The sequence below is a fragment of the Brevibacillus sp. 7WMA2 genome (assembly GCF_010748895.1).
GTDB lineage: Bacteria > Bacillota > Bacilli > Brevibacillales > Brevibacillaceae > Brevibacillus_B > Brevibacillus_B halotolerans.
Genome location: NZ_CP048799.1, coordinates 4065481 through 4091026, shown reverse-complemented (window position 1 = coordinate 4091026; position 25546 = coordinate 4065481). Strand labels below are relative to the sequence as shown.

Here is a 25546-nt window from a genome sequence, read left to right as displayed (position 1 = left end):
ATTGATGTATTTTGTAATTCGTAGACTATATATAGTGTATTTAACCACATTACAGAAGCATTTTCTCTTAATTGATGAGGGGATGCTTCTTACATTTTGAATTCATGTGCACTACCTTCTACCATTACCAAGCTTATTTTTACCTTTCACATCAGGTTTTTCACATTACAGGAGGCTTTTTTCATGCTAATAATGAAACGCGATGGTCGTCAAGAAATCTTTCAGCCAGAAAAGATAATCACAACAATTACTCAGGCATGCTTGCCCACGACAGGTACAGTAAACGTGGCCCTTAGTAAGGAGATTGCCCATTGTATTGAGGAACATCTTACACAGCAACCACGCATGCAACCGCTAACCGCAGAGCGGGAGCTTCCCTACATAAATCCAATATCTACACAGACGATACACGAGTTAATTATTGCACAGTTATGTGAAAAAGATCACAACGATGTTGCTGATTCCTTTTCTGCCTACCGTCAACAACGTGATCGCCTTCGTCTGAAGCAAAGCGAGCTATACAGCATTAGTGAGGCTGTCATCGGCCTACAGGATATGGACTTACTTCGAGAAAATGCAAATGTTAACGGAGAATCGTTCAGCGGGAAAATGAGTAAAATGGGCTCTGAATATGCGAAATGGCATGTGAAACAATATGTTTTACCAAGCAAGCTCCGTGAAGCAATCGATCATAATTATGTCTACGTGCATGATTTGGATCAGTATGCAATCGGTACAACTAACTGCATTTTCATTCCTTTTGACCGCTTACTAGCTGAAGGCTTTAATACTGGAAACGGGTCAGTTCGCACCCCACAAAGCATTATGACGGCAATGGCTCTAGTCGCGATTATCTTTCAATCGCAGCAAAATAGCCAATTCGGCGGTGTTTCTGCTAACAAGATTGACTGGGATCTAGCTCCTTACGTCCGGAAATCCTTCGTCAAGCATCTGAAAAAAGGACTTCATTATTTTAACGAGGGTTCCGAGCTAGCTTTATCTGATGATCTACTTTATATGGATAACGAAAAACTAAAGCAGGATTTTCCCAAAAGCTTTACTTATGCCTTTGAAGAGACTGTCGCAGAGACCTATCAGGCCGCGGAATCTCTCATCCATAATCTAAATACGATGAGTAGCCGAGCTGGGGGTCAAATTCCTTTTACCTCGCTTAATTATGGTATGTGTACTTCTACGGAAGGACGTCTGGTCTCACATGCGCTATTACAGGCAACAAGTAATGGGTTAGGAAATGGAGAAACCCCTATTTTCCCGCAGCATATTTTTCAATGTAAAACAGGGATTAATCAATCTGAGGGCGATCCCAACTATGATTTGTTCCAAGAAGCAATCGAATGCTCCAGTAAGCGCCTTTATCCGAATTTCGTCAATGTAGACGCTACGTTTAATCTCATCTACTACCGTGAGGATGATCCGAACACCATTATCGCTACAATGGGCTGCCGGACAAGATCAATATCAGATCGTTTTGGACGGAATTATAGTAGCGGAAAGGGAAATCTCTCGTTTAATACGATCAATCTTGTAAAATTGGGAATCGAATATGGGATTTGTCAAAACCAACGTGATCAGGCAGACATCACCGGCTTCTATAACGCCTTACAAAGCTATATGGATGTAGCTATCAGCGGTTTGATTCATCGTTTTGGCATCCAAGCTAAACAGCCGGCCAAAGCTTCGGATTTCATGATGCGCGAGGGTGTCTGGGAGGGCGGTAAAGAATTGCGTCCTGATGATGAGGTAGCTGATTTAATTAAGCATGGCAGCCTAGCTGTCGGCTTTATCGGACTAGCGGAATGCATGTATGCTCTTTATGGCAAGCACCACGGAGAAGATACAGAGGTATATCAGCGTGCGCTCTCTGTTATTTCCTTCATGCGCCAATACTGCGATGACATGAGCGAAACATATAATCTCAACATTACCTTATTTGCTACTCCTGCTGAAGGTTTATCGGGCAAATTTACAAAAGCTGATCAAAAAAACTATGGAAAGCTTGCAGGAATTACTGACCGTGAATATTATACGAATTCCTTTCACATTCCTGTTTACTATTCGCTATCCGCTTCCCAAAAAATTAAGCTTGAAGCACCTTTTCACGAGCTATGCAACGCCGGGGCGATTACTTATATTGAGCTAGATGGAAATGCCCGACAAAACACAGTAGCTTTCCAACAGATTGTTCAGTACGCATTAAGAAGCAACGTAGGTTATTTCTCTATTAATCATCCATTGGATCGTTGCCCAAGCTGCGGTTATGAAGGGATTATCGGCACGCAATGCCCAAACTGTGGAAGTACGGAAGACTCCGTTCATTTCCAACGTTTACGACGTGTAACAGGTTATATTACAGGCGATTATACACAACGTTTTAATTCTGCAAAACAAGCGGAGGTTCTGGATCGGGTGAAGCACCAGTGAGTCAATCCATGCATATCTGCGAATATCGAAGGGAAAGTATTAACGAAGGCATTGGGTTACGTGCGGTCGTGTTTATAAGCGGCTGCCGTCACGCATGCCAGGGTTGTTTTAATCCAGAATCGTGGGATTTCAGCTATGGACAACCTTTTACACGAGCGTACCAGCAAGAGGTGATTCAGGAAATTTCCGATAATCCATTATTACATGGTCTGACCTTATGTGGAGGAGACCCATTTTTCTCCGCCACTGCCTGCGCCGCCTTTATCACTAGCTTTCGCCAAGCTTGTCTGGATAAAACAGTCTGGGCATATACTGGATTTACTTTTGAAGCATTACTCCTGCTAGATGAACAACGTAAGCTATTGGAGCTATGTGATGTCATTATTGACGGTAAATTTAAAGCGGAACAAAAAGACACCTCCCTGCGGTTTCGCGGAAGTCGTAATCAGCGCATCATTGATGTGAGGAAAAGTCTTGCAATAGGCTCCGTTATCGAATGGACGGAATAGCAATATTTAAATCTGTACCTTTTGCCTCCTCAGTATTATTCTGATAGAAAGCTATTGTAATAATCTACCAAGGAGGTAACTATGTATGGCTATATATACCATCCAGCCAAAGCGCTCGACTCTGCATGGCTCCTTTAGCAGAGAAGCTTCCCCTATCCTGACAATACAATCTGGTGACACTGTTCGTTTTGAGACGCTTGATGCGGATTGGAACGTAGGCCCGGAACAAGCAAACGGCAGAAGAGTAGAATTTTGTACGCGAAAGCACCCTCAGGATAGCGGACATGCCCTGATTGGTCCCTTATACATTGCCGATGCCAAGGCTGGACAAAGCTTAGCAATACATATTAATGAATTACGTGTAGGCACATGGGGCTGGAGTCAGGGTGGCGGATTTGCCAGCACCGTAAATAACCGTCTGGGAATGCAGGAAAAGCAAGGATATCCTTTAATCTGGGAGTTAGATGCGACGAACATGATCGGAACCAGCGATAAAGGGCATAAAATTCGCCTTCATCCATTTATGGGAGTAATGGGCATGCCGCCAGACGAACCAGGTATTCATTCTACTATTCCTCCTCGCTACTGTGGCGGCAACATAGATTGTAAAGAGCTAATCCCCGGGAGTACGCTCTATTTACCCATCCCTGTAGATGGCGGGCTCTTTTCCGTAGGAGATGGACACGCCGTCCAAGGCGACGGGGAAGTATCTGGACTTGCCATAGAATGTCCAATGGAGTTGGTTGACCTCACTTTTACAGTAGAAGATCGGGCGCTGTCTTTCCCACGAGCACAAACACCAACTAGTAAAATCACATTTGGAGTCCATAAGAATTTGCACGAAGCCTCTATGATCGCATTAGAGGGCATGATTGATTGGATGCAGGAGCTGTATGGCTATGAACGAAAAGAAGCCTTAAATCTAGCCAGCCTGCTTGTTGATTTACGCATAACCCAGTTGGTTAACGATGTTGTGGGTGTTCATGCAGTGCTAGACGAGGATAAACTTATCATATAAATAAAGAATCGAAGGGTGCATGAACGAAATCATCTCTGCTGCTCTCGATAAATAAAGGGTGCCAACTGGAATAGTTAGCACCCTTTTCCCTTTTTATACGATGAACAAAAATCTTCTCCAGCTATCAAGAAAGCTTCCTATCCTCTCTACTATAGCTAATAAGAAACCCCGCTCTGTCCACACAACAACAATCTTTTACCTGCTACTTACGCATTTTGTTTACTCCCACTAGAATTACTCAAAAACGCCTTCATCATCATAGGTGTCACAATTGTCGTAATCAATACTACAACTACAATAACCGCAAACATATTGCTACTTAGCATTTGAGATTCAAGCCCCATTGCTGCGATGATAAGTGCTACTTCCCCCCGTGATACCATAGCTGCACCAACACCAAGGGAGCTTCTCCACTTAAAGCCTGCTAATCTGGCTCCGATCGCAGAGCCGATGAGCTTTGTTAGGATCGCTACCACACTCAAACCTAGGATTAGCCAGATGTTCTGTGTGATTCCCATAAATTGAGCCGTTACCCCAATCGAGGTAAAAAATACAGGAACGAAAATCGAGTAACTGATCGTTTCTACCTTTTCGAACACTTCATGCTTATGTTTCGTTAAACTAATAGCAACACCTGCAATATAAGCACCGATAATACCAGCAACACCTGCATACTCAGCTACGTAAGCATACACGAAACAAATGATGAGACCTGCTGAAATCACGGCTTCTGATACACGAAGCGGAGCAAATTTGTTTAACACCCATGGAACCACTTTCCATGCGAAAAGGATAGCTATGGCAAAGAATGCTATCTTTTTCAAGACTACTTCTCCCAAATTGATGTCTCCACCAGCAAAGCTCATAACAAAAGCCAGAGCAATAATAACAAGTACGTCATCAATGACAGCAGCTCCTAGAATCGTTGTTCCTTCTCGTGACTTTAATTTCCCCATTTCTTTCAATGTCTGAACGGAAATACTCACGCTTGTTGCAGAAAGTAACAGACCGAGGAAAATAGATTCAATTGTAGATAGCTGTAAGTAAATACCCACTAGATAGCCACATGCGAAAGGAAAAATAATTCCGGCAACACCTACGAATGCTGAGGCCTTACCAGTACGTTTGAATTCCTCTGTATCGGTTTCAAGTCCGGCAATAAACATCAATAAGATAACACCTATTTGACTCAATTCCTGAAGAATGTCTGTATTCGTCACTACTCCAAGTACAGTCGGCCCTAATACGATACCAATAAGGAGCTTTCCTAATACAGAGGGCTGACCTAATTTAGCACTGATATCTCCAGCGATTTTTGAAGCTAGCAAGATGATTGCTAATTGAAAAACAAGCATAGTTCTCCACCTCTTTTATGTTTATATCTTGAGCACACGAAGGGAAAAAAATACAAAAGGAGCCCATCGACCGTAGCTAAAAAAAGACATAGCAAAGCTGCGGTGGCAGGCTCCTCCAAAAAACAGATATGCTGTTTTATGTAACACATTTTTGTTTCCCGATTGAGGTATACGAATTATCTCAAAAAAGGTTTCAAAATTAACTGCATTCCCAAAATGTAAAATATGTTTTATTTTAGCTATCAATCTTCGAATCAGAGCACATCTTTACACTTTACAAAAAGAAAAAACCTGACAAAATACAGGAGCTTCAGCCTGAGTTCTGCCCGGTTCTTGGTTCGATTTTTATTCTATTCATGAATGGAGACTGACGTCCTCTGTTCTTTTAAGCGGGTTCCCCCAACATAAAAGATAATGCTAATAAGAGATAAAAGTGCTAAAAATAGGAACATCGTCAATCCATTAAAATGTGACAGAATCATACCTGACACTCCCGGTCCGATAAAGGAGCCTAGTGTGGTAAAGCTAACTGCTCCAAAATAAGTTCCGCGAATATGATCAGGCGTAATCTCATCAATGATCGCATATTCAGCAGGTATCAAGAATATTTCACCTATAGTAAAAATGATCATTGAAATTAAAAATGATGTAAGGCTTAGCGAGAAAGCAAAACCAATGATGCCCGCACAAAATAGGGAAGTTCCAATCACAATCGATTGCAAGGAGGTTCTTTTTTCCATAAGACGCAAAATAGGGACACTCAACATAATGATAACAATCGCATGGGCGGACCATAAGACTCCTAAGAATGTAATGGCACTCTTTAGATCCGCGTAAAAATATTGAGAAAGAGTCACGGAAAATTGTCCATGAACGGTGGTCGCTAACAATCCTCCCAGAAGGAATAAAAACAAAATTTTATCTCTACCCAATGCTTTCATCGATGCTCGAAAGGTCACCTTCTCTTGCTGTGCTGAAATAGAAGTAACCTTATATTTTGCAAACCATAGATGCAATAGCAAACCATAGAATAGAAAAACAGCACAAGAAACATAGAAGGGAAGCGTGCTAGTTGCTTGTAAGCCGAGGAATGTACCTACTATGGGCCCAATAGCTAATCCCAGATTCCCACAAAAGTATTTCATTGAAAAGGCGCGAAGCCTTTTCCCACTCTCGGTAAGGTCAGCTATTAATGCCTTCGAACAAGGCTCAAAAAACGACAGCGTAAAACCTCTACCTATTGTCACTAGCATCAGTATGGCAGGAATTTCATGGAGTGTTAATCCAATTAACATGATCGCTGAGAGAATAAGGGATGCCATCATGACCTTTTTCCTTCCAATTAAATCTGACAAACTTCCTCCTAAAAATCCACCAAACATCGCTGCCAATGAACTAGAACCGATCAAAAAACCGATCTGAGTAATAGAAAGATTAGTATGTTCGCCTAAGTAAATGGCAAAATAGGGAATAATCATCCCGTTTCCAACGTTCATTAATACGGAGCCAATTAAAATGAGCTTTACAACAGGGTGGAACTCCTTCCATGCTTGTAGCATTACTCATTCTCCTTTATATAGGAAAGCAATCTATCCTGCATAGTCGTAATCTGCTGGATACGAAGACTATAGTTAATGACTCTCTCACTTGAATGGTGGGCACGAATCAGACCGGCGCACCGAAGCAAGCTTAGATGATAATGAAGATTACTTTTTGCTAATTGCGTTATTTCAGTTAGCTCCTTAAATGTTCGAGGCTTCGCATACAGACTTTTTAAAATAAGAATCCGGTTCTCATCAGACAAGCTATTAAACATTGTAATTGTTCTTCTGGAGATATAGGGCGAGTTCCCTTGCAGCTCTATTGGATAGAGGCAGGTTACAAATCCTTTATAATAATCGACCACACTCAAAGGTGCGTAATGATATTGAGGAACCAGCAATAGCTTTTGAATCTGTTCTGATTCTATTCGTATGCCATTCGTGCTGTATTCCACAATATCAACAGGGTCCATCTTCTGTATGAGTTCCCTTTTTTCATTTGCATCATTTTCAAGCGCTTCTACTATAGAAGGGTCGATATGCTTGAAATATTGCTCATTCCATTCAGTAAAGAGATACACAAAATGCTGATGTAAATCAATCATATCCATAGGAATGACATCTACCCACGGTCGCATACAATCATACATTTCAACTGTAGACAGCTGTTCAAACCACTTAATAAAATTCTCTGGCGTCCGTTCCCCTGGACATTTATGTATCAGCAGGCTAAACCGATGAAGAATCTCCATTCGCTTATCTCTTAATGCTTCCTTAAAGGTAGACTGTAGCTTTTGGTCTACCTCCTTCTTCCAATCAGAACCTAAGTCATATATCTTTAACCGATCCTTATTTACGTAATAATACAGACTTGTAACAAACTCATATACAGGTGAATAGTCCACTTCCAATTTGTACATGCTGTCCTCATCCCTTTAGTTCTAATTTTTTAGAACAAATTTAGTTATAATTTTATAGAACAGATTGCAAGTTGTCAATATTTTAAAAAATGATGTATTTGTGTAGAGCTTCTATACCAGACAAAGGAGACACAATTGCTTCGTTCCCATGAAAAATATAAAGCAACCCTCTACTAGATAGAGATAATCTAATAGAGGGCTGTTATATGAACCATATTTACTGTTTTTCATGACCATGGAGATTACGCAGTAACCGACAAGCTCCAGAATTGGCCTTTCATATTGATTTTACCTGTCACTGTTGGAGCGCCCTTCTTATGAAAGATGACCGTATCCCGATCACGTTTCATGGAGTATCCTTGTATATTAATTCCGAATACCTGCTTTACTTCTACACTCGCATTCATACTTATTTGCTTATTTGATATTTTTTTACACTTCTTCTCGGTTTCCGGCGTAATCGTAGGCATTAGATCCAAGGAGGAAACATGAACTACTTTACCTGTGTTGGTATCTATCTCTATCATAGAAGTCGTTCTCTGAAAGGACAGGGTATCATTTTTACCATTTATACTCCGATATACACGAATCCACTGCTGGGACATAGCATTCCTTGTACCTGAATAATTTTTCATTGCCTGTTGGGCAGCCTTCACCATTTTAGGGTTCACCTGTTTCAAGTCATATTGGATCGTAATGCTTGCCAATGTGTCATTTTCATAAGTAACGTTGATATCATTTCCCTCGATCGACGTCATTACTCCATTAGAAGGCAGATTGCCCATGACTCGGCTAACCTTATGAAACGCAATCGCGCGTTTAGGCTCCGCTTTTTTCAATTCAGCAAGAGCCTTATTCTTATAGGAAGGGCTCATTGCATCTAGTTCTTTAACAGTTAGATAGAGGATGGCACTATAGATTTTGCCTGTTTTTTGATTAAAAACAACCTGACCTTTTGCTTTGCCAGACTTGGGATAGATAAAGATCAGTCCATCAACTCCATCCTCTACACCGTATAATTCAACATCTTTTCCAGCTAGTTTTTTCATTGCATTCTTAGCCAATCCAACTGTCTTCGCATCCAAATTAGCGATCGTCTTCTTATATCTTTGCTCTTGTGCCATCACCGATAATCCTGCTTCAACAGTCAAAGCAGGCATTGATGCCACTAGCATCCCAGAGATAGTCAAAGCAGTGACGATTGTTTTATAGGATTTCATTTTTGTCTTCCCCCAAGTTGATGTTCCTTCGTATGAGATGTTATTTGTAGCCTAAATTGTTTTTGGAATTTCTGGCTATTGTAAGGTTAGTTCCTTTTTCCATTCAAGCTGATTTCCCTTTTCATTCTTAAGGTAGAAAGTGACCTCTCCTTTTTCCCCCTTCATTTTGGGGTTATAAAAGAATCCAGAAAATTGGCCATCACCACTAATATAGAAGCCCTCTCCTCCTGATTTACGATCCCTCGATGACCCTACTCTATAAAATTGATTCCAAATAAAATCTAGGTCTTTCTCCGGGATAGGAGCTCCCTCATTTTCCACACGTAGATAGATTGATAGATTGTTCCCGCATTTTGATAAACAGAGATTCTAATCATGCCATCTGGTGTCGTGTGTCGAATAGCATTGCTTAGCAGGTTCACAATGACTTGTTCTATTCTTCTGGCATCTGCATAAACGTATAGATTCGGATCACAGTTGAGCATTACCTTTGCATGATCCTGCCTTCCACCCTCTTCATCAATGCCTTAGCTCGCGCAACCAGCACCTTGAGACTAAAAGGCTTGGTTACATAGTCATCTGCTCCCAGCTTATATCCCAACCTCAGTTGCCTTTGAATTACTATCATTCTAGTATAGCCCGAAGGAGAAGGGTAATGCTTACCGATTAATCGCATATATTCCAAGCTTGTTATTGATTTTACTAATCCAGGCTTCCCCATCACCGATCATAATGCCCTGATCATTGATAAACAGGTCCTTTTCCTTTTGCCCGCGTATTGACTTGGTTACTGGCAGTGTCATAATTTTATCCTAACGCTTACCCTTTACAGCTAGTATAGTCTTTTCATGTGTACATCAAATGAAAGTGACGTGTACGATTATGTAGGAAGACAAATTCATATCTGATTGTGATACCATTTGCATATAAAATCAGCCGAGGACTGCCCCGTTTCTTACTAGAAATACAATTGGTTCATAAAGGAGCAATTATCATGAACAAAATCGATACCTATACAACAATTGTTGAAACTGCCTATAAGCTTTTTGCCGAAAATGGGTTTGAAAAAACCAGCTTAGCGATGATTGCAAAAGAAGTCGGAATTTCTAAACCTGCCATCTATTACTACTTTGAATCGAAAGAAGCCCTCATCGACTTTCTCTTTGAAGAAATTTGTAAAGCGATTGATTTTAAAAAATCCGTTTCAATTGAGGCATACACAAAAGAAAATTTCCAAGCTCAATTATTATCCGATGGCTACCAGATGATAGAGGCTCAAAAAGAAGATAAATATATATCGCTAATTTTCAATGAATTTCTTTTACTCTCCACTCGAAACGAGAAATATCAGCAAAGATTACATCATGTCTTAGAGGGATTTCTTGCTGGATTCTTAGATTTATTGACGAGAGGCGCAGAACTTGGGATTCTCTCAAATAAAAACCTGGCCACAAAAGCCCATATTCTTACTATGGTGTTTGATAATATCGGGAATTACATGCTTATGGGCTTTGATTTAGATTACGCAGACATTTGGAGACAAGCTGTGTTACGTGTTTTGGAAATGAAGGACTGATTGGTTACTCGTTTTGAAAGCTAGAACCGCCTGAAGGATCAGGCATTTGCGACTCACCTATTTTATATCGTTGGCTTTACAGCAAATAATGGGATGGGGGCTTGTTAAAGGGAGGCTTTTTCCTATACGCGGGTGATCACCAGAGCCACTTCACCAGCCCCATCTGAAAATATTTGATCCACCCATTTACAAAAATGTATTTGGCTCTCGAATAAAAAAATCTTGAAAGTATTTCTACTTGTAGTATATTGTTTACTTAACGGTAAGTAAATAAATAATATTCTTACTTTTTGATGCTTTCTACACTGGTAGATGCCCAGGCTTTCCACGTTCATCAGTAAAAATGAGATGAGAAAAGAGGAGTAAGTAATGACTTTACCATCTACAAGAATATTAGGCTTTGATTTTGCAAGAGCTTGGGCCATTCTAGGTATGATCATTGTGAACTATTCTACCGTAATGAATGCGGGAACAAATGGCCCCGATTGGTTAGTAGCGTTAGCCAGCCTTCTTCAAGGAAGGGCATCCACTATCTTTGTGATTGTAGCTGGTATCGGTATTTCGCTCATGACAAAGAAAGCGAGAAACTCCAACAACCCCGCTTTCATTAGACAGAACCGAAGTATCATTTGGAAACGCGCTCTGTTTTTGTTTCTTTCAGGAATCCTTTTATACCTCTGTAGCTGGACAGGTGATATTTTGCATTATTATGGTGTCTATATGTTTGCTGGTTCTTTTCTTATTGCCGCTTCCAGCAGAACCTTACTTCTATCTGTAGTAGGTATTCTCGTTACCTCCCAGCTTCTCCAGCTCGTTTTTCATTATGGAATAGGCTGGGACCCATTGCAGCCGATCATCCATTATGTGGACTTCTGGACACTGGAAGGTTTTTTTAGAAACCTGCTGTTTAATGGTTATCATCCTGTCTTTCCCTGGGTAGGCTTCTTCCTATTAGGAATGTGGCTAGGAAGGCAAGATTTAGCCAATAAAGTCTGTCGCAGAAAACTCCTCATCTGCTCAGCCATAGTTGCTATAGCAGTGGAGATACTCTCGTCAATACTCATTCAGCACATCGGTCATGTGATCGGAACAGATACGGCTGAATACTTCTTTTCGACTACTGCGTTTCCTCCAACTATTTTTTATTTTGTATCCGGTTCAAGTACATCTATTCTTGTCATCCTACTAAGTGTGTATTTCACAGAACGATGTTCCACCAACTGGTTTACCCAAACCATGGTTAGCACCGGACAACTAGCGTTAACTCATTATGTGGGTCATGTATTTATTGGCTTTAGCATTCTGCAATATATCGGTAGGATGGAAAATCAAACGCTTGCATTTGCCGTCTCCTACTCCCTAGCTTTCTTCGTCATAGCGGCTGTACTCTCAGCCTTTTGGAGAAATAAATATAGTCGAGGTCCTCTGGAGAGTCTAATGAGAAAATGTAGCGGGTAGCCCTCCTTATATTTGATTGCCATTTATGCAACATTCAATAGCGATTTCACTTTGCAGCCAGCCTTGTAGGTTTTCCAGCTCAAATAACTGCTCAATATGATAAACGCCTGACGGGAACGATGAGCAATAGACCGCATCAGCTACACCCTCTGACATCCTGCCTCTCATATCTGAAGCCTATGGGTTATCAGAGCGTGAAAAGCAAATACTCGATCAGATTGTGAAAGGGTTCTCTACCAAAGAGATCGCCCATTCGCTTCATATTTCCGCCTATACGGTGCAGGATCATCTTAAATCTATCTTCGCGAAAACAGGGGTAACCAGCAGGAGACAGCTTATTTGGCACTTATTCTCCCGTTTCAGTGTTCATACCTAACAATAGTGGATGGTATAATTATCCAAATGGAAAGCGAGCATCATTTCTCCTTTCATGAAAAACGTCATGTCAAACTGTCTGTTTTGTATAGACACTTTGACAAGTTCTCTCCTGCTTTACCCTTTCAGGAAGCGTATCTCTTGGTTGGTGCAATTTTTGCATGATGAACTTTTATATCATCCAAAGGAGGTACCCTTTATGGAGAATACATTCACTTCTATCTCAAAAAGAAATTTTGTTGCCATTGTAGAAGTAAATAACCCGCCAGCTAATGCATTATCCTCTGCATCTATTGCAGAACTGCGCTCCGTTTTCCATAAGGATATCAGGAGGATGTACAACACGGGTTAAAAAGAGAACGCAACCGCTTTGCCGAATTATTTAAAACGAACGATGCTAGGGAAGGCATTCATGCTTTTGTCGAGAAGCGCAAGCCTATTTTTACCCAATCATAAGGAGGATGTGCATGACTGAGGATGTTCTATTTACTGCGCAGAATGGAATAGGCACCATTTTATTAAACCGGCCAAAGGCTCTTAACTCCCTCTCTTTGGAGATGCTGTTACCCATGTTAGAAAAGCTAAAGGAATGGGAGACCGATCAGACAATTAGCATGATTATTCTAAAGGGAGCTGGGTCAAAGGGATTTTGTGCAGGGGGAGATATTAAGGCACTGTATGAAGCAAAAAACAACGTTCTGTCCTTGCAAAAAGCACAGCGTTTTTTTGAAGTAGAATATCAGCTCGACCAATATATGTACCGTTATTCCAAGCCTATTCTTGCTTGCCTGGATGGTATCGTGATGGGGGGCGGTGTAGGTCTTACCTATGGTTGCAGCCACAGAATTGTGACTAATCAGACAAGATGGGCGATGCCTGAAATGAATATCGGTTTTTTCCCTGATGTGGGGGCAGCTTATTTTTTAAATCGGGCCCCAGGAAAAATAGGGCGTTATTTGGCCTTGACCGCAACGGTTATTCGCCCTGAAGATGTGCTTTATATAAATGGTGCTGATGCCTGCATTCCAAGCGAAATCTTCCATGACTTTTTACATCAGGTAGAAGAAACAAATTGGCAGCAGCAGGACGTATCTCGGACTTTAGAAAAACAGATTCAAGCCTATTCACAGCCCTCCGTCTTACAGAGTGAGCTTGCCTTATGGCAGGAAGAAATTGACCGTCACTTTGCATTTTCTACGGTCGAGGAAATCATCAGCTCTCTTGAACAGACTCCCAATGAATTCACAATCAAAACACGGGAAACTCTGTTGTCGAAATCTCCTCTTTCCCTAAAAGTAACCTTGCAGCAGCAGATCAGAGGAGAGCGCGCAACGCTGGAGGAATGCTTTACAAACGATCTTATTCTTGCCAAAAACTTTATGAAACACAACGATTTTTATGAAGGGGTTCGTTCTGTTGTAATCGATAAGGACAATAGACCGAACTATCAATATAGACAATTATCTGATGTTCATGAAGAGATGGTGCAGAAGTTTTTTCATGAATAAGCTAAAAAAAGCCGATCGCAAAGGAATCGGCTTTTTTGGTGATTAAAACCAGCGCTGCGTTACTACTTTTTTGCGCGTGAAAAATTGAACACCATCCTTGCCATTCGTCCCTAAATCTCCATAGAAGGAAGCTTTGTTGCCTGCAAAGGAGAAGAAAGCCATAGGAGCTGGAACGTTTACATTTACACCAATCATCCCCGCATCAATTTGATCTCGGAACATTTGAACATGCTTTCCACTTGATGTATAAATGACCGCTCCATTAGCAAACTTTGATTGATTCGTCAGCTTTATGCCTTCTTCAAGATTTTTTACTCGGACAATACTTAAAACGGGGGCAAAAATTTCATCCTGCCAAATTTTCATATCTGGCTGTACCTGATCAAATATAGTAGCCCCTACGTAATATCCTCCCTCTTCCTCCACATTCCGGCCATCCACTAATAGAGTAGCTCCCTCCTCTATCCCGGACTCGATATACCCCAAGACACGCTCCTTATGAGCTTCACGAATTAAGGGGCCCACAAAATTCTGCTCATAACGCCCGTCACCCGTTTTTAATGTACGTGTTTCCTCAACCAATGCCTCAATGAACTGATCCGCAATTTCGTCTACCACAGCAACTACTGAGCATGCCATACAACGCTCTCCACTACTTCCAAAGGCCGCTCCCACTACCCCCGCAACCGTCTTTTCCAGATGGCAATCCGGCATAACAATAGCATGATTTTTTGCACCAGCTAAAGCCTGAACACGCTTTCCATTAGCAGTACCCACCTGATATACATATTTGGCAACAGGCTCCGAGCCTACGAAGGAGATTGCTTTAATGTCAGAATGCTCTACTATGCCATTTACTATCTCCTTACCGCCATGCACCAAGTTCAAGACTCCCTTTGGAAACCCTGCCTCATAAAATAGTTCAACTAATCTTCCTGCTAAAATAGGAGTGCGCTCAGAGACTTTTAACACAAAGGTATTACCGCATGCGATCGCAAGTGGAAACATCCAAAGCGGGACCATCATTGGAAAGTTAAAAGGCGTAATACCTGCCACTACCCCAAGCGGATAACGCCAAATAGACCCGTCAATTCCTTCAGCAATAGTAGGCAAGGTCTCACCCATCAGTAAGCTTGGGGCTGATGTAGCAAGCTCCACTACTTCAATTCCGCGCTGTACTTCTCCGCTGGCATCCTTCAATGTTTTTCCATTCTCTAATGTGATAATTTCAGCAAGCTCCTGCTTATGCTGTTGCAATAATTGGAGAAATGTATACAGGAATCTTGCCCGATTGGGAACCGGCACCTCCGACCATCTCGTGTAAGCCTGAGCTGCTGCTTGTACGGCGCGATCTACATCCAGTCTCGTGGATAAGGGAACGATCGCGATTGTTTTTCCTGTGGCTGGATTGGGGACTTTTTCATATTCTGAGCCTGTGGAATCCACCCATTCTCCATTAATATGATTCTGAATGGTTTTTACCTGTAGCGTTACCATATCATTCACTCCTTTTTAGAGAATGCTTTTGGCTTGTTCATTCATTTTTTTATAAAGAACAGACATATCCTGTTCTCCCCATCCCTCTTTTTCAGCTTCTTCATAAAGCTTGAACAAGGCCTTACTAATAGGCAAATCTAACTCGCTATTTTCGGCTAAATCGAGGGCTAAGCCTAAATCCTTTAGGAGTAGCTTCAATGCAAAGCCAGGGTTATAGTCATCAGGGGCGATAAAGCTTCTGTAATTTCTTTCGTAGATTCTGCTTTGTCCATAACTGACATTTACTATTTGAAATAGAGTGTCTAGATTCATCTTGTTCTTTTGGGCTAAGGTAAGAGCCTCACTGACTCCTGCTGTATAAAAACCAATCAGTAGATTATTAATGATCTTCGTATTGGTTCCGCTATCTATCTGGTCGCTTACATGAAAAATATTGGTTCCTAGCACTTTCATAATGGGCAGAACTCGTTCATAGGTTTCCTTTGACCCGCCCACCATAAAAGTAAGCGTCCGATTAATCGCGCCAATGACCCCTCCGCTGACAGGAGCAGCTAGAAAATGCACTCCTTTGGCGTTGGCCGCTTGCAATATCCTCACATTTACATCAGGTGAAACCGTACTTGTGTCAATGAAAACAAGGCGAGAATGGCTATGCTCGATAAGCCCCTCTTTTCCTAGATATATATCCTCTACTACTTGAGGGGAAGGAAGGCTGGTGAAAATAACCTCGCACATGGCCGTCATGCTTGGAAGATCAACATCAACGAACCCGCCTGCACGTTTAAAGGAAGCTTCTGCCTCTTTATTTAAGTCGATCCCATATACCGAGAAATTGGATTCCACTAGGTTCTTAGCCATCGGAAGCCCCATATTCCCCAGTCCGATAAACCCTATCTGCTTCATTGCCTTCAGCCCCCTTCAACTACGTATTTACCTGAAATTATCATTTTATTCGCAATTTTCCGTTTCGCAAACACGAGATTTGAGTACATGGAGAGTGTTTTGGATCGAATACTGTCCACGAGCGCCCTCCTGCTTGTTTCCTTAGACTCTAGGCTTGAAATAATGGAGATCGTAGCCGCTTCTACTTGGCGATAGCCTTCCTCACAAAGCACATCCGTCATCAATTGTTTAACTTCCTCTTTATCTGCTCCATGCTTTGCCCGCGCCTTCTGATTCCGAATAAGTACGGACTCCATCATATAGATATCCCGGATACTATCAGCCAGTAACCGCAGGTATTCCTGTTCCTGCTCCACTTGCTGATTGATCCGCTTTGCAAGCATTTCTAACGCTTTATAAAACAACTGCTTGGCGTAGTAGAGAAACTGCTGATTTTTACTAAGCTCGTTATGCATTCCGATCTCTTCTTTTGCAACAGTCCTTTTTAACAGCGCTCTTGCAATCGTTAGACGGTTGATTTCATTTGTCCCCTCAAAAATGCGACTAATCCTAGCGTCACGATATAGTCTTTCCACTTCATAATCCTGCATATAGCCGTATCCACCATGAATTTGAACCGCTTCATCCACAATCCAGGCTAACGCTTCAGAGCTTGCCACTTTATTAATGGCACACTCCATTGCATATTTAGATAGTTCGTTACTCGCCTCTTCCTTGCTGTGTAAAAAATCATCGATTACGCCTGCTGTTCGATAAGCAGCGCTCTCCGAAGCGTAAATGGCCACTGCCATATTTGCTATCTTTTCTTGGATCATCGGGAACTCGACCAATTTCTTTCCAAATTGCTGGCGTGTGGTGCCATACGCAATGGATAACTGAAGAGCCTGCTTTGCTGTGCCAATATTACCAAACGCCAGCTTAAGCCGAGCTAAGTTGAGAATATTTAATGCAACACGATGCCCTTTGCCCACCTCCCCTAGAACATTGGTAACAGGAATAGAAACCTCTTCTAGTAATAACGTGGCTGTAGAAGAGCCCTTGATCCCCATTTTCTTCTCTTCAGGCCCTAAGGAAACCCCACTTGCGCTTTTTTCAACAATAAATGCTGTCATCCCCAGCTGTGTTTTTGCAAATACCACAAAAACATCTGCAAGCCTTGCATTGGTAATCCACTGCTTTTCGCCATTTAGAATCCAAGCTGTACCAGCATCGTTTAGATATGCAGATGTTCTTGCTTGAAGAGCATCAGAACCAGCGTTAGGTTCCGTTAAGGCATAGCCAGCAATCCATTCCCCTGACACTAGCTTGGGTAATATACGTTGTTTTTGTTCTTCGGTCCCATAATATACATATGGGAGTGTGCCAACACCTGCATGAATATTAAAGGATATGCTAAAGGAACCAGCATAACCCATCTTTTCTGCAACCAAGCCCGACACTTTTTTCCCCAAGGAAACTCCTCCGTATGCCTCTGGAACATCCACTCCCAACAGGCCAAGCTCCCCTGCCTGTGTAAACAGCTTCCTCGTCACACTGTAGTCATGTTGTTCTATTCTCTCTAATTTGGGAATAATGGCACTCTGAACAAACTGCTCTGTTGTTTTCGCAATCAGCTCTTCCTCAGCTTCAAAATCCTCGGGTGAAAAGAAAGATTGATTATCAAACAAGCATGATCCTACGACCAAACATTTGTTGTCTTCTCTTATCCCCATCCCTATCCTCCTCTTCGGCATTCTTACATCTCACCTATATTGCAAGGGCTGTGCCAATGAATAGCCTCCGTAATATAAGGGGGAGACAAGGAAGAGTTTGTATATTTTGTTTGAACAAATTGACAGAGTAAACACTTTCCTATTAGACATGAAATCTAGCTAGTTTATTGTATAGGGTAGCTCGTGAGATACCCAAACGCTCGGCCGCTTTTGATTTGTTCCCTTTGACCTCCTTTAGGACATTTTCAATTCGTTTTTTTTCTTCCTCTTCTTGATGCGGCATAGTTCTCTTGTGTCGATTTTGGAAGGAAACTAGCGTCGAGTTCAACTCCGTTTGAGCGTGATAATGGTATATAAATTCCTCTGGCAAGTCTTTTGTGCCTATATGAGAGTGATCGATCAATACATACATTCTTTCCATAACATTGATTAGTTCACGGACATTTCCCGGCCAATCGTATTTAAAAAAGAGTTGTAACGCTTCTTCATCCATTGTTTTTTTGGTGGTTCCGTACGTGGTACAAAGTCTGCTGGAGTATTCCTCCATAATACGCGGGATATCAGCTTTTCTTTGTCTAAGAGGGGGGATATGAATAGGAATAACGTGAAGCCGATGATAGAGGTCCTCTCTAAATTCACCCCTTTTCACCAGTTCCCCTAAATTTTTATTCGTCGCTGTGATCAATCGAAAATCTACAAATACGGAAGATACACTGCCAATGCGTTCAATCTCTTTTTCCTGTAAAACCCTTAAAATCTTCACTTGAGTAGATAGCGGTAAATCACCAATTTCATCTAAAAATAAGGTACCCCTATGGGCAAGCTCAAATTTTCCAGGCTTTCCGTCCTTGTTTGCCCCTGTGAACGCTCCACCCATATAGCCAAATAGTTCTGATTCTAATAGATTATCTGGAATGGCTGCACAATTTACAGGGATAAAGGAACCTTCTCTGGTCATTCCCAGATCGTGAATGGCACGCGCAAACTGTTCCTTTCCAACCCCACTCTCTCCCGTCAGCAAAACAGGAGCTCTCGACATTGCAGCCTTCCTAGCCATTTGTTTTGCCTTCATAATAGCCGGACTTTCCCCAAGTATCTCCTCCATGGCAGCCGATGCAAAGGGCTTATCCTCTCCATTAGCTGGCTTGGTTCTCATCGACATGGCATGCAAAGACTTCTGGTACATCAGCAGTTCTTTGTTACGGATTGCCCCTTCGTATTTCTGATTCTTTGCATTTGTGATGTATAAAGGAAGCCTTTCGATATCCCGCATGGAAAAACTAGACGTTTCCGTATAAGAACGCTTGGATAGCAAAGGGGCTATGATACCATCTAAGCCGATTCCTTCCTCCAATCCCTGAACACAATCCTGCAATTTGATAACCCCAAGTAAACTCCCCTTTTCAATAACGGGAAGCTCCGTACTCTCTAATTGGACCATTCCTCGCATAACTTCTCTAATAGAGCTGTCTTTACGTACCATCCACTTATCTTTTTTCATCCAATTCAGGACGGAATAGCGGTCCACATTATTCATAGCTACCTTACTCCTTCCCCCTAATTTCATCCTGCCCAATTCGAAGGAACAGGGGTATTTCGTTCCTTATTCATTCATGGTGAAGAAAAAAGCGACTGGTTAGTATCTGCACGTACATGACCCGCAAAGAAACCCCTCATCGCTTTTTATCGTTTTATCCCGTGTTCTATTGTTCTTTGGTTAAAATCGTTTTCGCTATTTCCTTATCCAACGCTTCGAACTCTTCATATGAAATAGCTTCGTACAATTCACTTCTAGTCTGCATATTAGCTAGTTCACCTTTTTGGGTACCTTGTTCTTTCATCACTTGAAAAATACGCTCATATGCCTTAGCCGCCACTCTAAGCGACGTTACTGGATAAATAACCATGCGGTACCCCAGCTTAGCGAATTCCTCTGCTGTATAATAAGGAGTTTTCCCAAATTCAGTCATATTTGCTAGTAAAGGTGCCGATATACGCTGGGCAAACATACGAAACTCCTCCGCTGATTCTAGTGCTTCGGGAAATATGGCATCTGCCCCAGCCTCCACATAAGAACGTGCCCTTTCTATCGCCGCGTCCAAACCTTCTACTGACCTAGCATCAGTACGTGCGACAAGTACTAACGTTGGTGCTACCTTTTTAATTGCGATAATCTTCTGGACCATTTCTTCTGTCGTCACAAGCTTCTTGCCATTTAAATGTCCACATTTTTTGGGAAGCTGCTGATCCTCTAGTTGCACCGCGGCAACATTAGCCTCTAGCATTTCTCTAGCAGTCCGGGCAACATTAAGAATCCCGCCAAATCCTGTATCTATATCTACTAATACTGGTAAATCAGTTGCGCGTATCAATTCCTTTGCCCGTTGAGCTATCTCAGTAGACGTGACGATTCCTAGGTCTGGCAAACCACAACTGGCCGTGTAAGCTGCACCAGATAAATAGAGCGCTGAAAACCCCGCCCGCCTCGCCATAAGAGCCGCCATCGCATCGTGTGCGCCGGGAATTTGCAAAAGATCGGGAGCATTCATCAGTTCCCTGAATTTCTTTGCTAATTCAGCTTGTGATGACGGCTGATCGACAATCCAAGCCATTTCGTTTGCCCCTCTCTATAGTAAAAATAATTCGATAAATTCAGTAACGGCCATGCTGTTTACCCTTTCTGAATCCATGCAAGCTTCTTTTATTTTACGAACCTGCTTTTGTGAATAATGTGTACTTATATTTTCAACAAATTTTTCAATGACTTTAGGGATGGCTTCTCCCCTGCGGAAGCGGTGCCCTAATGGATATTCGCATTCTATTTGTTCAGAAGAAGACCCGTCTTTATAATGCACTTGAACAGCGTTTGCGATCGAGCGCTTACTCGGTTCCAAATAATCAATGCTGTACTGTTTATTTTCAACAACCACCATCTTATTACGTAAGATATCGATTCTTGGATCTGATGCTGCTAGGTCTTCATAATGGTCTGCTTTAATATCACCAAATAGCAAGCCGATAGCCGTAATATATTGCAAGCAATGATCCCGGTCTGCTGGATTATTCAATGGACCTACCTTATCAATGATTCGAATAGCTGATTCATGCGTTGTGATTGTAATGCTGTCAATCTCATCAAAACGAGCCATTACCTCCGGATGAAGCTTGATTGCGCATTCCGCGGCTGTTTGTGCATGAAATTCGGCTGGATAGGAGACTTTGAACAGCACATTCTCCATTACATAGGCATCCAAGGGTCGAGCTAGCTTTAACTCTTGTTTATTGAACAAAACATCCTGGAATCCCCAGCCTGGTGCAGTAAGAGCTGTTGGATATCCCATTTCTCCCTTTAAGGCCATCATAGCTAGCTGAACACCTCGGCTAGTTGCATCGCCAGCAGCCCAGGATTTACGTGATCCTGTATTCGGAGCATGCCTATATGTCCGTAAACTGCTATTATCAAGCCAAGCATTTGATAATGCGTTGTTTATTTCTTCCCGGGTTCCTCCTAGCATCTGTGCTACCACTGCTGTTGTTGCAATTTTAACAAACAATACATGATCAAGCCCGACTCGATTCAAGCTGTTTTCTAATGCCAGCACTCCCTGAATTTCATGTGCTTTAATCATCGACTCCAGCACTTGATGCATCGTTAATGGCTGTTTCCCCTCCGCGATACGTACACGGCTTATATAATCAGCAACAGCTAAAATTCCGCCCAGATTATCTGATGGATGTCCCCATTCTGCCGCCAGCCACGTGTCATTGTAATCTAGCCAACGAATGATACAACCAATATTAAAAGCGCCTCTCACTGGGTCAAGAACAAAGGATGTACCTGGCACCCTACATCCATTGGGAACAACTGTCCCCGGAACAATAGGTCCAAGCAGCTTCGTGCAATCAGGATAGCTTAATGCCAAAATTCCACATCCAAGTGTATCCAGCAGGACATATCTAGCAGTCTCAAATGCTTCCAAGCTCGTAATCCTCTTATGTAAAACATAATCTGTAATTTGCTCGATCAGCTCATCCGTTTTGTTTATCTCCATATTTTTTAACAAAGTATCCTTCCCTTTCTATTTAAAATTATTTATCATGGTACGTGATGTTGGTCAGAACATCATGTAGGCGTTGCTGGCTTCACATAAAATTCCCAATCCTACCTCAAAGAACATGCCGCTCGCCTACATATTTTACACGTGGCCGGAATAGACGATTTTGTGCGTGCTGTTCAAGAACATGTGCGCAAATTCCTGCTGTTCTCGCAGCGAAAAAGATAGGTGTATACAATGGAATAGGAATCCCAAGCATCCAATACACAGGCGCTGCATAGTAGTCCAAATTCGGGTAAAGTCCCTTTTCCCTCTCCATAATCCTCTCACCGGCTTCACACATGTGGTATAAAAGATCGTCTCCTTTTATATGACATAGCTGCTGTAAGGCTCCTTTCATCATTGTCGCTCTCGGGTCCATTTTTTTCATATAGACCCGGTGACCAAATCCCATTATCTTTTCTTTGTTGGACAGCTTGGTACACAGCATCTCCTCGAACTTGGAAATTGTCCCTGCCTTTAGCAATAAGTGCATAACAGCCTCATTTGCTCCCCCATGAAGACTACCCTTCAAGGAAGCAACCGCCCCCGTCAAAGCTCCGTACAAATCCGATTGCGTAGAAGCGATGACCCTTGCTGTAAACGTGGAATTCGGCATCTCATGCTCGCTGTACAAAAGCAGAGACAGATCAAATATTTTTTCCTCAATCGGCGATGGCTTTCTCCCGGTGACCATATAGAAGAAGTTAGCACTATACGGTAAATTTTTGTCCGGATGGATCGGCTCGGTTTTGGTCAGAATCCGATAACTATTAGCCACTATGCTAGGAACTTGACCTAATAACCGATAAGCCCGCTCCTTATTAACAAGCATGGAGCGATCGTCAATTCGATGATCATACCCTCCCAGAACGGAAATTCCTGTTCGCAGGCCATCCATAGCGTGTGTCTGCTCAGGCAACAGCTTTAAAACCTCAAACACCGCACTAGGCAATTCATCTCGCTCTAGCATGCTTCTTTCCAAAGAGTTTTTCTCTGCCTGATCGGGAAGCCGTCCCTCCAGTAAAAGATGAATAATATCGACATAGCTAACGGATTTAGAAAGCTCAATCAGATCGTAACCCCGAATCACGATTTCCTCTTGTATGGTATCAAGGTAGGAAATGCTTGTTTCTGTAGCCACCACACCGTCTAGCCCAGGAGAAAATTTTTCAAGCTCGTTCATTCTTCTTCCTCCATTCCAAATAACTGTTCTTTGGTTAGCTTGTAGGCTTTTTCAAGGTTGCGATAGTAATCTGTTTTGACTTCCTCTGTAACGTCTTGTCGCTTGATTTCATTCCCTAATAGACCATAGATGACTTCTAGCGAATTAGGACTTTCTATACTTAGATTGTTCATGATTGCTGTGTTGAAATAATTTCTAAAGTACCCTATTGTCCCAAACAAAAAATCCCTCCTAGACTTCAAAGCAGCGCAACACGCAAAAAAACAACTTCCTAAAAGAAAGTTGTTGTTAATGGGCGAAAGCGAAAAACTCAAATAAACATGTAAAAATCTTAAAATACCACATGTTTCATCGCTCGCACGTAACACCTCCTATCCTCGTAGGAACTGATGTGTGTGCTAAAACAGGCAGGTCTCCTGGCTCATGATCATCGCGATTCGAACCTTCCCATTTTCATTTGAATGAAAACAGTGGCATTTTTTCGAATAGCTCTCATTTACAGTTGCGGGACAGCGTCGGATTCTAACCGAACTTCCCTTTTAAGCAAATAACGAAGGTTATCTGCACCTGTTTCTACACATATTTGATTTTCAGCTTAAACATAACAAATAGTCTAAAAAATTACAATTATTAATTTTATATCTGTAGTGACTTTATTGCTTTGATATCATCATGTTGAACTTATTGTACATGTATATACGCTCTCTAAACAAAAAATAACCAATAGCGGCTTCATGTTCTGTTTAGCAATAAACGAATGAATGTAAAATCATAAGTCCTCATATCCTAAAAACAGGATAAAAACCCAATATATTGAACAAGAATATCCCGCTATCTTATAATCAAATGAAATACCATAATTAGGTAAATAAAGGAGGGTATTTCTTGAAGAGTAAACAACTATCGAAAAAGAAAATATGGTGGTATAGCATAAGTATCATTGTTGCTGCTATATTACTTCTCCTCATGTGGGCAGTAATTCGGAATTGGAACATTATTCACGTGCTGAATAAGGATAAGCTTAGCTATAATTTTCAGAGCATGGACAATATTTTTCCAAGTCGCGCTATAGAAGCATCGCAGCCTGTTTTCCATTTTGATACATTACAAAAAGAGTTGCCCCAAACTTATACATACAAAGATCAAACATTAGCTATTGAAGACTTTTTGCAACGAACAAAGACGAATGGATTACTAGTGCTCAAGGATGATAAGATCGTGAAGGAATTCTATCAAAATGGTATAAATGAACAAACAAGGTTTACTTCTTGGTCAGTGGCTAAGTCATTTATCTCTGCACTTGTTGGTATCGCTCTTGATGAAGGATTCATTAAAAATGTAAATGATCCGATCACCCACTATGTCCCAGAATTGAAGGGCAGCGGCTATGATGGTGTACCGATTAAGGATATTCTGCGAATGGCTTCTGGAGTTAGCTTTGATGAAGACTATGACGCCACCTTCTCAGATATAAACATGATGATGTATAAGACATTTCTATTCGATAAATCGATTAATGATTATGCCCTGGGGCTACAATCTCAGCGGCCATCCGGAACCTTTCAGCATTATATCAGCATTGATACACAGGTTCTCGGCATGCTGATCAGTAAGGTTACGGGCAATCCTCCGTCCCAATATTTACAGGAGAAAATTTGGGGGCCTCTTGGAATGGAATCTAATGCTTACTGGAGTACCGATCGCCTTGGCACAGAGCTATCCTTTATGGGTCTAAACGCAACCATTAGGGATTATGCTAAGTTTGGAAGCTTATATCTTCATGAAGGAGTTTGGAACGGAAAACAAATCATTTCAAAAAAGTGGGTGCAAGAGTCCACACAGATAGAAAAGCCTCAGCCTAATCACGACCCTAAGGGAGTGTTAGGCTACCAATACCAATGGTGGGAGGCTGATCCCGCAGATGGTTCCTACAGCGCAATTGGAGTCTATGGACAATTCATCTATGTTAATCCAAAGGCCAACGTAGTAATCGTCAAAACCAGCGCTGACCCTGATTACGGTAGAGCTGATTATCATGATGAAAATTTTGCTGTGTTTCAATCGATCGCGAATCATTTTAGTAAATAAACTTCATTTGCTTCCGCATACTGACGGCACGATTCTCAGCTAGCTGATTTCTTTACTACCCAATCTCTAGCTACTAGCAAATGTGGTTGAACAGAGATCCCCGACTATGAGTAAGACACTCTTTTCTCTTAGATGCGAAAAGAG

At 41.8% G+C, this 25546-nt stretch carries 23 protein-coding genes, 3 pseudogenes and 1 riboswitch; of the genes and pseudogenes, 10 read left to right on the top strand and 16 right to left on the bottom strand.

What is annotated here, in order from left to right; genetic code table 11:
- Window positions 1-183: 183 nt before the first annotated feature.
- The 3 genes from GOP56_RS17425 to GOP56_RS17415 all read left to right on the top strand — a co-directional run bounded on the left by GOP56_RS17425 (window position 184) and on the right by GOP56_RS17415 (window position 3969).
- The gene (locus tag GOP56_RS17425) at window positions 184-2442 is read left to right on the top strand and encodes an anaerobic ribonucleoside triphosphate reductase (RefSeq protein WP_163246159.1); all 2259 of its coding nucleotides are present in this window, start codon (window positions 184-186) and stop codon (window positions 2440-2442) included.
- An 8-nt stretch (window positions 2443-2450) separates the two neighbouring features.
- Entirely contained in the window at window positions 2451-2951 is a 501-nt protein-coding gene (gene nrdG / locus GOP56_RS17420) for an anaerobic ribonucleoside-triphosphate reductase activating protein (RefSeq protein ID WP_101669396.1), read from the top strand.
- A gap of 85 nt (window positions 2952-3036) precedes the next feature.
- On the top strand, window positions 3037-3969 hold the full coding sequence (locus GOP56_RS17415; protein WP_163246158.1) for an acetamidase/formamidase family protein: 933 nt from the start codon (window positions 3037-3039) through the stop codon (window positions 3967-3969).
- Between the two features lie 206 nt (window positions 3970-4175).
- On the opposite strand, the gene GOP56_RS17410 is transcribed toward GOP56_RS17415, so the two are convergent.
- The 7 genes and pseudogenes from GOP56_RS17410 to GOP56_RS23455 all read right to left on the bottom strand — a co-directional run bounded on the left by GOP56_RS17410 (window position 4176) and on the right by GOP56_RS23455 (window position 9808).
- Window positions 4176-5324 carry a cation:proton antiporter gene (locus GOP56_RS17410; protein WP_163246157.1) on the bottom strand — a complete coding sequence of 383 codons (1149 nt, stop codon included), beginning with the start codon at window positions 5322-5324 and terminating at the stop codon, window positions 4176-4178.
- A gap of 350 nt (window positions 5325-5674) precedes the next feature.
- Window positions 5675-6883, bottom strand: a complete 1209-nt coding sequence (locus tag GOP56_RS17405) for an MDR family MFS transporter (protein ID WP_163246156.1) — start codon at window positions 6881-6883, stop codon at window positions 5675-5677.
- A complete protein-coding gene (locus GOP56_RS17400; RefSeq protein ID WP_163246155.1) occupies window positions 6883-7785 on the bottom strand; it encodes an ArsR/SmtB family transcription factor in 903 nt (300 codons plus the stop codon). The genes GOP56_RS17405 and GOP56_RS17400 overlap by 1 nt, the downstream gene beginning before the upstream one ends.
- A 242-nt stretch (window positions 7786-8027) precedes the next feature.
- Window positions 8028-9005 (bottom strand): hypothetical protein, encoded by a 978-nt coding sequence (locus GOP56_RS17395; RefSeq protein WP_163246154.1) that lies wholly within the window; start codon window positions 9003-9005, stop codon window positions 8028-8030.
- A 281-nt stretch (window positions 9006-9286) separates the two neighbouring features.
- Window positions 9287-9490 (bottom strand): ATP-binding protein, encoded by a 204-nt coding sequence (locus GOP56_RS24425; protein ID WP_371807974.1) that lies wholly within the window; start codon window positions 9488-9490, stop codon window positions 9287-9289.
- Window positions 9491-9501: 11 nt separating this feature from the next.
- Window positions 9502-9606, bottom strand: a pseudogene (locus GOP56_RS17390) (DNA-binding response regulator); the annotation flags it as partial.
- Window positions 9607-9664: 58 nt separating this feature from the next.
- On the bottom strand, window positions 9665-9808 hold the full coding sequence (locus GOP56_RS23455) for a hypothetical protein (RefSeq protein WP_022585363.1): 144 nt from the start codon (window positions 9806-9808) through the stop codon (window positions 9665-9667).
- A gap of 191 nt (window positions 9809-9999) precedes the next feature.
- On the opposite strand from GOP56_RS23455, the gene GOP56_RS17385 reads away from it, so the two are divergent.
- Both GOP56_RS17385 and GOP56_RS17380 read left to right on the top strand, forming a co-directional pair.
- The gene (locus GOP56_RS17385; RefSeq protein ID WP_163246153.1) at window positions 10000-10581 is read left to right on the top strand and encodes a TetR/AcrR family transcriptional regulator; all 582 of its coding nucleotides are present in this window, start codon (window positions 10000-10002) and stop codon (window positions 10579-10581) included.
- A gap of 369 nt (window positions 10582-10950) precedes the next feature.
- Window positions 10951-12039 (top strand): DUF418 domain-containing protein, encoded by a 1089-nt coding sequence (locus GOP56_RS17380; RefSeq protein ID WP_163246152.1) that lies wholly within the window; start codon window positions 10951-10953, stop codon window positions 12037-12039.
- Window positions 12040-12045: 6 nt separating this feature from the next.
- On the opposite strand, the gene GOP56_RS23450 is transcribed toward GOP56_RS17380, so the two are convergent.
- Window positions 12046-12195: a hypothetical protein gene (locus GOP56_RS23450; protein ID WP_162988307.1), complete on the bottom strand. Its 150-nt coding sequence runs from the start codon at window positions 12193-12195 to the stop codon at window positions 12046-12048.
- Between GOP56_RS23450 and GOP56_RS17375 the strand changes: the two are divergent.
- The 4 genes and pseudogenes from GOP56_RS17375 to GOP56_RS17365 form a co-directional block, all read left to right on the top strand.
- Window positions 12179-12415: pseudogene (locus GOP56_RS17375) on the top strand (response regulator transcription factor); the annotation flags it as partial. The gene GOP56_RS23450 and the pseudogene GOP56_RS17375 overlap by 17 nt on opposite strands.
- A gap of 198 nt (window positions 12416-12613) precedes the next feature.
- Entirely contained in the window at window positions 12614-12766 is a 153-nt protein-coding gene (locus GOP56_RS17370; RefSeq protein ID WP_003343216.1) for a hypothetical protein, read from the top strand.
- Window positions 12763-12870, top strand: a pseudogene (locus GOP56_RS24420) (enoyl-CoA hydratase); the annotation flags it as partial. The gene GOP56_RS17370 and the pseudogene GOP56_RS24420, both read left to right, overlap by 4 nt.
- 11 nt (window positions 12871-12881) lie before the next feature.
- A complete protein-coding gene (locus tag GOP56_RS17365; protein ID WP_163246151.1) occupies window positions 12882-13922 on the top strand; it encodes an enoyl-CoA hydratase/isomerase family protein in 1041 nt (346 codons plus the stop codon).
- Between the two features lie 42 nt (window positions 13923-13964).
- Here the strand turns inward: GOP56_RS17365 and GOP56_RS17360 are convergent, their stop codons facing one another.
- The 8 genes from GOP56_RS17360 to GOP56_RS17325 all read right to left on the bottom strand — a co-directional run bounded on the left by GOP56_RS17360 (window position 13965) and on the right by GOP56_RS17325 (window position 23535).
- Window positions 13965-15419 (bottom strand): CoA-acylating methylmalonate-semialdehyde dehydrogenase, encoded by a 1455-nt coding sequence (locus GOP56_RS17360; protein WP_163246150.1) that lies wholly within the window; start codon window positions 15417-15419, stop codon window positions 13965-13967.
- 15 nt (window positions 15420-15434) lie between these two features.
- A complete protein-coding gene (locus GOP56_RS17355; RefSeq protein ID WP_163246149.1) occupies window positions 15435-16322 on the bottom strand; it encodes an NAD(P)-dependent oxidoreductase in 888 nt (295 codons plus the stop codon).
- A gap of 5 nt (window positions 16323-16327) precedes the next feature.
- Window positions 16328-18034: an acyl-CoA dehydrogenase family protein gene (locus GOP56_RS17350; protein WP_163246148.1), complete on the bottom strand. Its 1707-nt coding sequence runs from the start codon at window positions 18032-18034 to the stop codon at window positions 16328-16330.
- Between the two features lie 142 nt (window positions 18035-18176).
- The gene (locus GOP56_RS17345) at window positions 18177-19571 is read right to left on the bottom strand and encodes a sigma 54-interacting transcriptional regulator (RefSeq protein WP_163246147.1); all 1395 of its coding nucleotides are present in this window, start codon (window positions 19569-19571) and stop codon (window positions 18177-18179) included.
- 166 nt (window positions 19572-19737) lie between these two features.
- Window positions 19738-20646: a methylisocitrate lyase gene (gene prpB, locus GOP56_RS17340; RefSeq protein ID WP_163246146.1), complete on the bottom strand. Its 909-nt coding sequence runs from the start codon at window positions 20644-20646 to the stop codon at window positions 19738-19740.
- 15 nt (window positions 20647-20661) lie between these two features.
- Entirely contained in the window at window positions 20662-22086 is a 1425-nt protein-coding gene (gene prpD, locus GOP56_RS17335) for a 2-methylcitrate dehydratase (protein WP_371807997.1), read from the bottom strand.
- A gap of 115 nt (window positions 22087-22201) precedes the next feature.
- Window positions 22202-23314 carry a citrate synthase gene (gene mmgD / locus GOP56_RS17330; protein ID WP_163246144.1) on the bottom strand — a complete coding sequence of 371 codons (1113 nt, stop codon included), beginning with the start codon at window positions 23312-23314 and terminating at the stop codon, window positions 22202-22204.
- Window positions 23311-23535, bottom strand: a complete 225-nt coding sequence (locus GOP56_RS17325) for a hypothetical protein (protein ID WP_163244156.1) — start codon at window positions 23533-23535, stop codon at window positions 23311-23313. The genes mmgD and GOP56_RS17325 overlap by 4 nt, the downstream gene beginning before the upstream one ends.
- A gap of 167 nt (window positions 23536-23702) precedes the next feature.
- A riboswitch (cobalamin riboswitch) is annotated at window positions 23703-23900 on the bottom strand.
- 299 nt (window positions 23901-24199) lie between these two features.
- Here GOP56_RS17325 and GOP56_RS17320 point away from each other — a divergent pair.
- A complete protein-coding gene (locus GOP56_RS17320) occupies window positions 24200-25402 on the top strand; it encodes a serine hydrolase domain-containing protein (protein ID WP_163246143.1) in 1203 nt (400 codons plus the stop codon).
- Window positions 25403-25546 lie beyond the last annotated feature (144 nt).

Bases quoted from the DNA above. Each gene is read 5' to 3' on its own strand.
- nrdG (WP_101669396.1), top strand. From the start codon at position 2,451: ATGCATATCTGCGAATATCGAAGGGAAAGTATTAACGAAGGCATTGGG.
- prpB (WP_163246146.1), bottom strand. From the start codon at position 20,646: ATGGCTTGGATTGTCGATCAGCCGTCATCACAAGCTGAATTAGCAAAG.
- GOP56_RS17380 (WP_163246152.1), top strand. From the start codon at position 10,951: ATGACTTTACCATCTACAAGAATATTAGGCTTTGATTTTGCAAGAGCT.
- GOP56_RS17370 (WP_003343216.1), top strand. From the start codon at position 12,614: ATGGAGAATACATTCACTTCTATCTCAAAAAGAAATTTTGTTGCCATT.
- GOP56_RS23450 (WP_162988307.1), bottom strand. From the start codon at position 12,195: ATGTCAGAGGGTGTAGCTGATGCGGTCTATTGCTCATCGTTCCCGTCA.
- GOP56_RS17355 (WP_163246149.1), bottom strand. From the start codon at position 16,322: ATGAAGCAGATAGGGTTTATCGGACTGGGGAATATGGGGCTTCCGATG.
- GOP56_RS17395 (WP_163246154.1), bottom strand. From the start codon at position 9,005: ATGAAATCCTATAAAACAATCGTCACTGCTTTGACTATCTCTGGGATG.
- GOP56_RS17415 (WP_163246158.1), top strand. From the start codon at position 3,037: ATGGCTATATATACCATCCAGCCAAAGCGCTCGACTCTGCATGGCTCC.
- prpD (WP_371807997.1), bottom strand. From the start codon at position 22,086: ATGGAGATAAACAAAACGGATGAGCTGATCGAGCAAATTACAGATTAT.
- mmgD (WP_163246144.1), bottom strand. From the start codon at position 23,314: ATGAACGAGCTTGAAAAATTTTCTCCTGGGCTAGACGGTGTGGTGGCT.
- GOP56_RS17410 (WP_163246157.1), bottom strand. From the start codon at position 5,324: ATGCTTGTTTTTCAATTAGCAATCATCTTGCTAGCTTCAAAAATCGCT.
- GOP56_RS17425 (WP_163246159.1), top strand. From the start codon at position 184: ATGCTAATAATGAAACGCGATGGTCGTCAAGAAATCTTTCAGCCAGAA.
- GOP56_RS23455 (WP_022585363.1), bottom strand. From the start codon at position 9,808: ATGACACTGCCAGTAACCAAGTCAATACGCGGGCAAAAGGAAAAGGAC.
- GOP56_RS17365 (WP_163246151.1), top strand. From the start codon at position 12,882: ATGACTGAGGATGTTCTATTTACTGCGCAGAATGGAATAGGCACCATT.
- GOP56_RS17385 (WP_163246153.1), top strand. From the start codon at position 10,000: ATGAACAAAATCGATACCTATACAACAATTGTTGAAACTGCCTATAAG.
- GOP56_RS17345 (WP_163246147.1), bottom strand. From the start codon at position 19,571: ATGAATAATGTGGACCGCTATTCCGTCCTGAATTGGATGAAAAAAGAT.
- GOP56_RS17400 (WP_163246155.1), bottom strand. From the start codon at position 7,785: ATGTACAAATTGGAAGTGGACTATTCACCTGTATATGAGTTTGTTACA.
- GOP56_RS17360 (WP_163246150.1), bottom strand. From the start codon at position 15,419: ATGGTAACGCTACAGGTAAAAACCATTCAGAATCATATTAATGGAGAA.
- GOP56_RS17350 (WP_163246148.1), bottom strand. From the start codon at position 18,034: ATGGGGATAAGAGAAGACAACAAATGTTTGGTCGTAGGATCATGCTTG.
- GOP56_RS24425 (WP_371807974.1), bottom strand. From the start codon at position 9,490: ATGCTCAACTGTGATCCGAATCTATACGTTTATGCAGATGCCAGAAGA.
- GOP56_RS17405 (WP_163246156.1), bottom strand. From the start codon at position 6,883: ATGCTACAAGCATGGAAGGAGTTCCACCCTGTTGTAAAGCTCATTTTA.